Source organism: Enterobacter sp. A8, assembly GCF_004296595.1.
Lineage (GTDB): Bacteria > Pseudomonadota > Gammaproteobacteria > Enterobacterales > Enterobacteriaceae > Enterobacter > Enterobacter cloacae.
The window spans coordinates 172,576-183,635 of the sequence record NZ_SCMF01000007.1 but is presented as its reverse complement, the minus strand read 5'-3'; the positions used below and the strand labels follow the sequence as shown (position 1 = coordinate 183,635).

The following is an 11,060-nucleotide window of genomic DNA, read 5'->3' as shown; positions in this document are numbered from 1 at the left end:
AATTATCGCGCCACACCCTCCACCTTTTCCGAAAAACTTCCTGATACAGACTGTTTCCCGTTACATCCCGGCTGCGTTTACCAACAATTGTTCGTTCGTTTATGGCAATAAGGTAGTTGCGAACAATGAAGCAAAAAGCATTATGGATTAACCAGATAAAGGGGCTGTGTATCTGCCTGGTGGTAATCTATCATTCGGTTATCACATTTTATCCCCATCTGACGGGGCTACAACATCCGTTGTCCGGTCTTCTCGCCAAATGCTGGGTCTATTTTAACCTTTATCTCGCGCCCTTCCGTATGCCGGTATTTTTCTTCATATCCGGTTATCTGATCCGTCGTTATATTGACGAGGTGAACTGGCGCACCAGTTTTGACAAACGGATCTGGAGCATTGTCTGGGTCCTTGCGCTGTGGGGCGTATTGCAATGGCAGGCGCTGAGCCACCTCAATGCCTGGTTGGCACCTGAACGTGAGCTGGCCACCTCCTCGAACGCCGCGTATGCCGATTCACTTTCCGGGTTTGCGTGGGGGATGCTCACTGCCAGCACCAGCCTGTGGTATCTGTACGCCCTGGTGGTCTATTTCACGCTATGTAAACTGCTTAGCCGCTGGAAGCTGCCCGTACTGGGGCTGCTGGCACTGGCCAGCATCACGATCAATTTCCTGCCGCTGCCGTGGTGGGGAATGAACAGCGTGGTACGCAATATGATCTACTACAGCCTTGGCGCGTGGTATGGCGCAGAGCTGATGGCCTGGATGAAGGGGCTGAACCTGCGTCGTACCTGGCTGGCGCTGGCCGCTTTTGCTGCGGTCTCCGTGGTACTGTGGTTTGCTAACGTTCCGCTGCTGCTTTCCCTGCTGTCGATCGTGCTGATCATGAAGCTTTTCTATAGCCTCGAGCAGCGTTATGCCGTTCATCCCAGCAACCTGCTTAACGTTATCGGCTCAAACACCATCGCTATCTACACCACGCACCGCATCCTGATAGAGGCCTTCAGCCTGTTCCTGATCGGTGAGATGAATGCTGCCTACTGGCCGGTCTGGGCCGAGCTTGCCTTGATCCTGGTCTACCCATTTGCCAGCCTGTTGATCTGCACCCTCGCCGGACTTGGCGTACGCAAAATATCGACGGCACTGTTTGGCGATCTGTTCTTCTCTCCCCCTTCCGCGAGCGCACTGTCTCCGGCAACCCGATAATACCGCCCTCGCCCCCCGTCCGGGGGCGAATCTTCCCGCGTTGCAGTTCAGATTTGCTTATGCAAAACGATCGAGGATAATAAAGACATTGCGTATCAGTGATATGCCCCAATACTGTTGGTATATCCACAAGAGACTCTGACATAGCCATGCCTGAACACTATCGTTATTCCCTGCCTGTTAAAGCGGGCGACCAGCGCCAGCTGGGCGAACTCACTGGCGCTGCGTGCGCCACGCTGGTGGCAGAAATCGCTGAGCGACATCCTGGTCCGGTGGTGCTGGTCGCCCCGGATATGCAAAATGCGCTGCGACTGCATGATGAAATTCGCCAGTTCACCGATAACCTGGTCTTCAGTCTGGCCGACTGGGAAACGCTGCCGTATGACAGCTTCTCCCCGCATCAGGAGATCATCTCCTCGCGCCTGTCGACCCTCTATCAGTTACCGACCATGCAGCGCGGCGTGCTGATCGTTCCGGTCAACACCCTGATGCAGCGCGTCTGTCCTCACAGCTATTTGCACGGCCATGCGCTGGTGATGAAAAAAGGTCAGCGCCTGTCCCGGGACGATCTGCGCGCGCAACTGGACAGCGCCGGATACCGTCATGTCGATCAGGTTATGGAGCACGGGGAATACGCCACGCGCGGTGCGTTGCTCGACCTGTACCCGATGGGCAGCGACCAGCCGTATCGACTGGACTTCTTCGACGATGAGATCGACAGCCTGCGCGTATTCGACGCCGACACGCAGCGCACGCTGGAAGAAGTGGAAGCCATCAATTTATTACCCGCCCATGAATTCCCGACGGACAAAACCGCTATCGAGCTGTTCCGCAGCCAGTGGCGCGACAAGTTCGACGTTAAGCGCGACGCTGAGCATATCTATCAGCAGGTCAGCAAAGGTACGCTTCCTGCCGGGATCGAATACTGGCAGCCGCTGTTCTTTAACGAGCCATTGCCCGCTCTGTTCAGCTACTTCCCGGCGAACACGTTGATTGTCAACACCGGTGATATCGACGCCAGCGCCAGCCGCTTTGAGAGCGAAACCCGCGCGCGCTTTGAAAACCGGGGCGTAGACCCGATGCGTCCGCTGCTGCCACCTGAAGCGCTGTGGCTGCGCACCGACGAGCTCAACGCCGAACTCAAGCGCTGGCCTCGCGTACAATTGAAAACCGATACGCTTGCCGATAAAGCTGCCAACACCAATCTTGCATTCCAGAAGCTGCCAGATTTAGCCGTTCAGGCACAGCAGAAATCCCCGCTGGAGAGTCTGCGCAAGTTCCTCGATGCCTTTACCGGCCCGGTTGTCTTCTCCGTTGAGAGTGAAGGCCGCCGTGAAGCGCTGGGCGAACTGCTGGGGCGGATTAAAGTTGCTCCGAAACGCATTTTGCGCCTGAGCGAAGCCACGGGGACGGGGCGTTATCTGATGATCGGTGCCGCCGAGCACGGGTTTATCGATACCCTCAACAACGTGGCATTAATCTGTGAAAGCGACCTGCTGGGTGAACGTGTTGCGCGTCGCCGTCAGGACAGCCGTCGCACCATTAACCCGGATACGCTGATCCGCAACCTGGCGGAACTCCATCCGGGCCAGCCGATTGTGCACCTTGAACATGGCGTGGGTCGTTATCAGGGGATGACGACGCTGGAAGCCGGTGGCATCAAAGGCGAATACCTGATGCTGACCTACGCCAACGACGCCAAACTCTACGTGCCGGTCTCATCCCTGCATCTGATCAGTCGCTACGCCGGGGGTGCAGAAGAGAATGCACCATTGCATAAACTGGGCGGTGACGCCTGGGCACGCGCCCGGCAGAAAGCGGCGGAAAAAGTGCGTGATGTGGCGGCCGAGCTGCTGGATATCTATGCCCAGCGTGCGGCCAAAGAGGGCTTTGCCTTTAAGCATGATAAAGAGCAGTACCAGCTGTTCTGCGACAGCTTCCCGTTTGAAACCACGCCGGACCAGGCTCAGGCCATCAATGCCGTGTTAAGCGACATGTGTCAGCCGCTGGCAATGGACAGGCTGGTCTGTGGCGATGTCGGCTTCGGGAAAACCGAAGTAGCCATGCGCGCGGCGTTCCTCGCCGTCGAGAATAACAAGCAGGTGGCGGTACTGGTGCCCACCACCCTGCTCGCTCAGCAGCACTTCGATAACTTCCGCGACCGCTTTGCCAACTGGCCGGTACGCATCGAGATGCTGTCACGTTTTCGCAGTACCAAAGAGCAAACGCAAATCCTGGAGCAGGCCAGCGAGGGTAAGATCGATATTCTGATCGGCACCCACAAACTGCTGCAGAGCGACGTGAAGTGGAAAGATCTGGGGCTGCTGATTGTTGATGAAGAGCACCGTTTCGGGGTACGCCATAAAGAGCGTATTAAAGCGATGCGTGCCGACGTCGATATCCTGACCCTGACCGCGACGCCGATCCCGCGAACCCTGAACATGGCGATGAGCGGCATGCGCGATCTGTCAATTATCGCCACGCCGCCGGCGCGTCGTCTGGCCGTGAAAACCTTTGTGCGCGAATACGACAATCTGGTGGTGCGTGAGGCCATTCTGCGTGAGGTGCTGCGCGGCGGTCAGGTCTATTACCTCTACAACGACGTGGAAAATATCCAGAAAGCGGCAGACCGCCTGGCAGAGCTGGTGCCGGAAGCGCGTATTGCCATCGGTCACGGGCAAATGCGCGAACGCGAGCTGGAACGGGTGATGAACGACTTCCACCACCAGCGCTTTAACGTGCTGGTGTGTACGACCATCATTGAGACCGGGATCGATATCCCGACGGCCAACACCATCATTATTGAACGCGCGGATCATTTCGGTCTGGCGCAGCTTCATCAGCTGCGTGGCCGCGTCGGGCGTTCGCACCATCAGGCCTATGCATGGCTGCTGACGCCGCATCCAAAAGCGATGACCACCGATGCGCAAAAACGTCTGGAAGCGATCGCCTCGCTGGAAGATCTGGGCGCTGGCTTTGCACTGGCGACGCACGACCTGGAGATCCGCGGTGCGGGTGAGCTGTTGGGTGAAGATCAAAGTGGCTCGATGGAAACCATCGGTTTCTCGCTCTACATGGAGTTGCTGGAAAACGCGGTCGATGCTCTCAAGGCCGGACGCGAACCGTCGCTGGAAGATCTCACCAGCCAGCAAACCGAAGTTGAGTTACGCATGCCATCTCTGCTACCGGACGATTTCATTCCGGATGTGAACACCCGCCTGTCGTTCTACAAACGTATCGCCAGTGCGAAAAATGAGAACGAGCTGGAAGAGATCAAAGTCGAGCTTATTGACCGCTTTGGCCTGCTCCCGGATGCCGCACGCAACTTGCTGGATATCGCGCGGCTGCGTCAGCAGGCGCAGAAGCTGGGCATTCGTAAGCTTGAGGGCAATGAGAAAGGCGGCGTGATTGAGTTTGCCGAGAAAAACCACGTTAACCCTACGTGGCTCATCGGTTTACTGCAAAAGCAGCCGCAGCATTTCCGCCTGGATGGGCCAACGCGTCTGAAATTTACGCAGGAGCTGACGGAGCGTAAAACCCGTATGGACTGGGTACGCAACTTTATGCGCCAGCTGGAAGAGAACGCGATCGCATAATCTGCTCTGCCCCCGGTTGCGCCATGCTACCGGGGGTAACAATTTACAAACTCTTTTCACTTCACCCGATCTTCCCGACAGACCCCTTCGCCATAATTATCACTAACCGTTATAAAACAATCACCCTGTCATTTATATGGATTATAGTGATGATGACCTCTTCGCGTTTCACTCGCTGGATAACCGTGTTAGCGCTGGCCGCAACGGTCGCGGTTGCATTTCCCGCTCGCGCAAACACCTGGCCACTCCCGCCTGCAGGCAGTAAGGTGGTTGGGGAAAACCGTTTTCATGTGGTTGAAAACAATGGTGGATCGCTTGAGGCGATTGCCAAAAAATATAACGTCGGCTTTCTGGCCTTACTGCAGGCCAACCCCGGCGTTGACCCTTATGTCCCGCGCGCTGGCAGTGTGTTAACCATCCCGCTGCAGACGATTTTGCCGGATGCGCCGCGTGAGGGGATCGTGATAAACCTTGCCGAACTGCGTCTTTACTATTACCCGCCCGGTAAAAATGAGGTGACCGTATACCCTATTGGTATTGGCCAGTTGGGCGGTGACACGCTGACCCCGACGATGGTCACCACCGTATCAGACAAGCGTGCAAACCCAACCTGGACGCCAACGGCCAATATTCGTGCCCGCTATAAAGCGCAGGGGATCGATCTGCCCGCCGTTGTACCGGCCGGCCCGGATAACCCAATGGGCCACCATGCCATCCGCCTCGCGGCCTATGGCGGCGTGTACCTGTTACATGGAACGAACGCGGACTTTGGTATTGGCATGCGCGTCAGCTCCGGCTGTATTCGTCTGCGCGATGACGATATCAAAACGCTCTTCAACCTGGTCACACCGGGCACCAAAGTGAACATCATTAATACCCCGATCAAGGTCTCTGAGGAGCCAGGCGGCGTGCGACTGGTTGAAATTCACCAGCCTTTATCGAAAAACATTGATGACGATCCGCAGACGCTGCCAATCAACCTGAATGCGGCGATGGTGAGTTTTAAAACCGATGCAAGGACGGATGGCATTGTGATGGAGCGGGCAATGGAAGCACGTTCGGGCATGCCGACTGACGTCACACGACATCATGGTGTCGCCCAGCAGTCGATGTAAACCCAAACGCAAAAACGCCCTGCACATGCAGGGCGTTTTTTTAGCAGTGGCATAAATGAGGGTTTAGCCAGGCTTATTTGTAAATAACAGCGGTACCGTGCAGGGTGTTAGGACCGGTTACAGAGGTAATGCGGAACGATTTCGCACCCATCTCATCCGCTTTTTGCGCCAGCTGGTCTTCCAGTGAACCCAGGTTAGTCCCGGCGCTGGCAGAGATGGTCCCTACTTTATGCTGGTCAGCAGGCGTTGACTGGACTTCCACAGCAGCAAAGCTTGCGAAAGAGAGTGAGCTAAGAACAGCAGCGGCGATGAGGGTTTTTACGTTTTTCATGATTTTTACCTTTGGCAGATGAATTTTGAGGTCGTTAGCCATTTAGTTAACGATCGATAGGTAAATGATAGGTGTGATCCAGCTCACACGTCAACATATTTTTATAACGACCATTAAATTAATTTTAATTCCGTTGTTTTTCATACCCATATGATTAATTTATTTTTCAGAAAACAGCACTGGTGGTGAAATGCGTTTATTTTTATAATGGTTATTCAACAAACCAACAGAGGACCAACGGCAAATGACAACCGATGTCACGAGTTGTGCGAAGAAAAGCCGTGGCCGACCAAAAGTGTTCGACAGGGATGCAGCGCTTGATAAGGCCATGACTCTCTTCTGGCAACATGGGTATGAAGCGACTTCGCTTTCCGATCTGGTAGAAGCCACCGGAGCCAAAGCGCCGACGCTGTATGCGGAATTCACGAATAAAGAGGGGTTGTTCAGGGCGGTACTGGACCGATACATCTCTCGCTTCGCATCGCGATACGAAGCACAGCTATTTTGTGAAGAGAAAACGGTTGAGCAGGCACTGCATGACTATTTCACCGCCATCGCCACCTGCTTCACCAGCAAAGAGACGCCCGCGGGCTGTTTTATGATTAACACCTCCGCGACGCTTGCGGCCTCCTCAAAAGAGATCGCCAACACGGTGAAATCGCGTCATGCCATGCAGGAGGAGACGCTCAGCACCTTCCTGGCCCAGCGCCAGCAGCGTGGTGAAATTCCGGCGCATTGCCGCCCTCAGGAATTAGCACAATACCTGAGCTGTATTTTACAGGGGATGTCGATTAGCGCCCGAGAAGGGGCGACGCTGGAAAAACTGCAGCATATCACCGAGACCACCCTGCGACTGTGGCCCGAACTGCTTAAAATACAGGGCTAAAAAAAAGCTCCTCAGCCTGAGCGCTTGAGGAGCTAAGTTCAGAGAACATCTTTTTTACGCTTTGTTATTCAGTACCAGCTGGCCATTTCCATCCAGCGGAATTTGTGTGCCAGGGTCTCTGTCCATACGGATTTTGCCCTGCTGGTCACCAATTTTGTACGTCACGTCATAACCCAGCATTTTTTCCGACTTGTCATAGACGGTTTTACAGCGCTGCTGTGTCGTGGTGTACGTATCGTTATCCTGCATTGCGCCCTGCACCTGGTTACCGGCATAGCCGCCACCCAGCGCACCGACCACGGTTGCCACATCTTTACCACGGCCGCCACCAAACTGGTGACCAATCACCCCGCCTGCTACCGCGCCCAGCACAGAGCCGGCAATACGGTTTTCATCCTGAACCGGACGACGATGGGTGACAGAGACGTTACGGCACTCCTGACGAGGCGTTTTAACTGTTTCTTTAATCGGGGTTGCAGAAACCACCTGCGCATACTGTGGGCCGCGATTCAGTACGTTGAGACTGGCAACGGCAGCCACACCTAACGCAGCAGCGACGCCAATCCCTATACCCGCCAACATTGATTTATTCACGGGACTTCCTCCTTTGTTGCTATTGGTAACAATTTTGCAATGCAGGCTACGCTTCGCCAATAAGACAAAGGCTCAAAAAAGTGGCTTTCAGGAGAGTGACTGGGCGTTTAGGAGAACTCTTAATCACTCAATCTGTGATGAGCAGCATGATATGCTAAAAAATCCCTCCGGAGGGCCCGGAGGGAGAGAAAAATTAGTGCAGCTTCAGACGTGGACGGATCACGCGGTTGATTCGCCCTACCAGCATCATCAGGCCGGTTTTGAAGTAGCCGTGCAGCGCAATCTGGTGCATACGGTACAGGGAGATATAGACAAAGCGTGCGATGCGCCCTTCTACCATCATCGAGCCGCGCATCAGGTTCCCCATCAGGCTGCCTACGGTTGAGAAGTTTGACAACGAAACCAGAGAGCCGTGGTCTTTGTAGACGTAGGCCTTCATTGGCTTGCCTTTGCGCTGTGCCAGAATATTGTGCAGCACCAGGCTTGCCATCTGATGCGCTGCCTGGGCGCGAGGAGGCACGAAACCGCCTTCTGGACGCGCGCATGACGCACAGTCACCAATCGCGAAAATCTCTGGATCGCGCGTGGTTTGCAGCGTCGGCTCGGTCACCAGCTGATTGATACGGTTGGTTTCCAGCCCGCCAATGTCTTTCATGAAATCAGGTGCTTTGATACCCGCCGCCCAGACCATCAGATCCGCTTTGATGTACTCGCCATCCTTGGTGTGCAGGCCACCTTCGTCTGCGCTGGTCACCATCGTCTGGGTGAGAACACGTACGCCCAGTTTGGTCAGTTCGTTATGCGCCGCGCCAGAAATACGCGGAGGCAGCGCAGGCAGAATACGCTCACCTGCCTCAACCAGCGTTACGTTCAGCGCTTCATTGGTTAACCCTTTGTACCCGTAGCTGTGCAGCTGTTTTACCGCATTGTGCAGCTCAGCGGAGAGTTCAACGCCCGTTGCGCCACCGCCTACAATGGCGATATTCACCTTACCATTCGCACCCATGTTATTGGTGTACTTAAGGAACAGGTTCAGCATTTCCTGGTGGAAACGACGCGCCTGGTGCGGGTTATCCAGGAAAATGCAGTGCTCTTTCACACCCGGGGTGTTGAAATCGTTGGAGGTACTGCCCAGCGCCATGACCAGTGTGTCATAGGCAAGCTTGCGCTCCGGGACCAGCAACTCCCCTTTTTCGTCACGCAGCTCGGCCAGGGTAATGGTTTTGCTCTCACGGTTGATATCCACCACGGAACCCAGCTGGAACTGGAAATGGTGGTTACGTGCGTGCGCCAGATAGCTCAGCGCGTCCACGCCCTCATCCAGTGAACCGGTCGCCACTTCGTGCAGCAACGGTTTCCACAGGTGGCTGTGGTTACGATCCACCAGCGTGATTTTGGCTTTTTTGCCGCGACCCAGCTTCTTACCCAACTGTGTCGCCAGCTCCAGCCCGCCAGCACCACCGCCTACAATCACTATCTTTTTCAATGGCGTAGTCAACGTGACCCCCTCAAATTATTAACCAATTGTTAATTAAAAGTTATAAAAATAACCCTTAATTAACAACAGGTTACAGCACTGAAACCATTCAGGTGCATTGAGAATACCACGTCAGGCGCATTGGTCATACCAAAATTGATGTGCATCAAGTTTTGGTGGCTTAAAAGTAGACAATTCTGCAGAAAAAGAAAGCCCGGCACGCTTTCGCGGCCGGGCCTGGGAGATCTTATGCAGTATCTTAGCCCAGTGTTTTGAAGGCTTTGATGCGCTGCAGATGCGGGGAGATGTTCTTGAACTTGTGGGTCTGTTCTTCGTCCCAGACAATTTCATAGTAGTGATGCAACAGCTCAGCCGCACGGTGGCTGTTGAGCGCCTCATCATTACGCGAAAGGATCACCAGACAGCGGTCGCGGTTCTTTTCACGGAAATTGCTGACGCACTTGGTGGCAATATCGACATACTCTTCTGGGCGGTCAATCTTGCCTTCCATGTTCTCGTTCGGGAACAGGTTAGGATTGAATACCACCTGGCGAATATCGCACAGGAATCCAATCCGCTCCGCCCAGTAGCCACCCAGCCCCACCCCGCAAATCAGCGGGCGATCGTCGATGTTGAGCTGCAGCATCTTGTCCACTTCTTTGAGCAGATGCTGCATGTCATGTTTCGGATGGCGCGTGCTGTAGCTGATCAGCCGTACATCCGGATCGATAAACTGCAGTTGCAGTACCTTCTCATGATTACCAGGACTGTTTGAGTCAAAACCGTGTAAATAGATGATCATCGTCTTCTCACCACGCTACGCCTTCCGGGAGGATTTACAGACTGGCTTTATGTGCCTGCCAGCGCTCATTCAGTGCTTCAAGCCGGGCGTTAACCGCTTTCCAGCGTGCCGAATCCATCAGCTCCTGACGGCTAAATGAACCTTTATGATACAAATGTGTAACACGCTCTGCATTGATCGGCGACAGGTTATCCAGCACGCTGACTGCGCCTTTACGATTATTGCAGACGAGGATCATATCGCAACCTGCGTCGAGCGACGCCTGCCCACGCTCCGCGTAGCTGCCCATGATCGCCGCCCCTTCCATCGACAAATCGTCGGAGAAGATCACGCCGTTGAAACCGAGTTCCTGACGCAGCACGGTTTTTAACCAGTGCGGAGAACCGCTCGCCGGGCGCGGGTCGACGTCACTGTAAATCACATGCGCAGGCATAATGGCATCCAGCTTGTTATCGCTAATCAGCGAGCGGAACACCGACATATCTTTGGCACGAATTTCCGCCTCCGGGCGCGGATCACGCGGAGTCTCTTTATGCGAATCCGCCGTCACGGCGCCGTGCCCCGGGAAGTGTTTACCGGTGGTTTTCATTCCTGCATCGTGCATGCCGTCGATAAAGCGGGTGGCCATCTCCAGCGCAATACGGGGATCGCTATGGTAAGAGCGCTCGCCAATTGCCGCACTGATATGCCCTACGTCCAGCACCGGGGCAAAACTGATGTCGATATCCATGGCAATCATCTCGCTGGCCATCAGCCAGCCGGCCTCCTGGGCCAGATTTCCGCCCTCTTCGGTGCCGAGCAGCGCCGCGAAAGACTGGGCCGCGGGCAGACGGGTGAAGCCCTCACGGAAACGCTGCACGCGCCCGCCTTCCTGATCGACGGCCACGACCAGATGATTACGCGACGCCGCGCGGATCTGGCGAACCAGCTCACGCAACTGCGCCGGATCGTGATAGTTGCGGGTAAACAGGATGAGCCCCCCCACCAGCGGGTGCGCCAGAATTTCACGCTCCTCCGCATCCAGTTCAAACCCTTCTACATCCAACATGACTGGACCCAC

9 protein-coding genes are annotated in these 11,060 nt (G+C 55.0%); 4 read left to right on the top strand and 5 right to left on the bottom strand.

Features of this window, described 5'->3' with window-relative positions:
* The first annotated feature begins 125 nt into the window (after positions 1-125).
* The 3 genes from EQV24_RS21820 (at position 126) to EQV24_RS21810 (ending at position 5,910) form a co-directional block, all read left to right on the top strand.
* Complete coding sequence (locus EQV24_RS21820) at positions 126-1,199, top strand: acyltransferase family protein (protein WP_013097099.1); 1,074 nt, start codon at positions 126-128, stop codon at positions 1,197-1,199.
* A 149-nt stretch (positions 1,200-1,348) separates the two neighbouring features.
* Positions 1,349-4,795 (top strand): transcription-repair coupling factor, encoded by a 3,447-nt coding sequence (mfd, locus tag EQV24_RS21815; protein WP_020689586.1) that lies wholly within the window; start codon positions 1,349-1,351, stop codon positions 4,793-4,795.
* Between the two features lie 149 nt (positions 4,796-4,944).
* Complete coding sequence (locus tag EQV24_RS21810) at positions 4,945-5,910, top strand: L,D-transpeptidase family protein (RefSeq protein ID WP_038419115.1); 966 nt, start codon at positions 4,945-4,947, stop codon at positions 5,908-5,910.
* 73 nt (positions 5,911-5,983) lie between these two features.
* Here EQV24_RS21810 and bhsA read toward each other — a convergent pair whose 3' ends face one another.
* The gene (gene bhsA / locus EQV24_RS21805) at positions 5,984-6,241 is read right to left on the bottom strand and encodes a multiple stress resistance protein BhsA (protein WP_013097102.1); all 258 of its coding nucleotides are present in this window, start codon (positions 6,239-6,241) and stop codon (positions 5,984-5,986) included.
* Positions 6,242-6,485: 244 nt separating this feature from the next.
* Here bhsA and EQV24_RS21800 point away from each other — a divergent pair, with 244 nt between their 5' ends.
* Entirely contained in the window at positions 6,486-7,127 is a 642-nt protein-coding gene (locus EQV24_RS21800) for a TetR/AcrR family transcriptional regulator (RefSeq protein WP_013097103.1), read from the top strand.
* A 54-nt stretch (positions 7,128-7,181) separates the two neighbouring features.
* On the opposite strand, the gene EQV24_RS21795 is transcribed toward EQV24_RS21800, so the two are convergent.
* The 4 genes from EQV24_RS21795 to nagZ form a co-directional block, all read right to left on the bottom strand.
* Positions 7,182-7,721, bottom strand: a complete 540-nt coding sequence (locus EQV24_RS21795) for a glycine zipper 2TM domain-containing protein (protein ID WP_013097104.1) — start codon at positions 7,719-7,721, stop codon at positions 7,182-7,184.
* A 193-nt stretch (positions 7,722-7,914) separates the two neighbouring features.
* Positions 7,915-9,219, bottom strand: coding sequence for an NAD(P)/FAD-dependent oxidoreductase (locus EQV24_RS21790; RefSeq protein WP_013097105.1), 1,305 nt, complete (start codon positions 9,217-9,219; stop codon positions 7,915-7,917).
* Positions 9,220-9,457: 238 nt separating this feature from the next.
* A complete protein-coding gene (gene ycfP, locus EQV24_RS21785) occupies positions 9,458-10,000 on the bottom strand; it encodes an alpha/beta hydrolase YcfP (RefSeq protein ID WP_013097106.1) in 543 nt (180 codons plus the stop codon).
* Positions 10,001-10,034: 34 nt separating this feature from the next.
* Positions 10,035-11,060, bottom strand: a complete 1,026-nt coding sequence (nagZ, locus tag EQV24_RS21780; RefSeq protein ID WP_044158668.1) for a beta-N-acetylhexosaminidase — start codon at positions 11,058-11,060, stop codon at positions 10,035-10,037.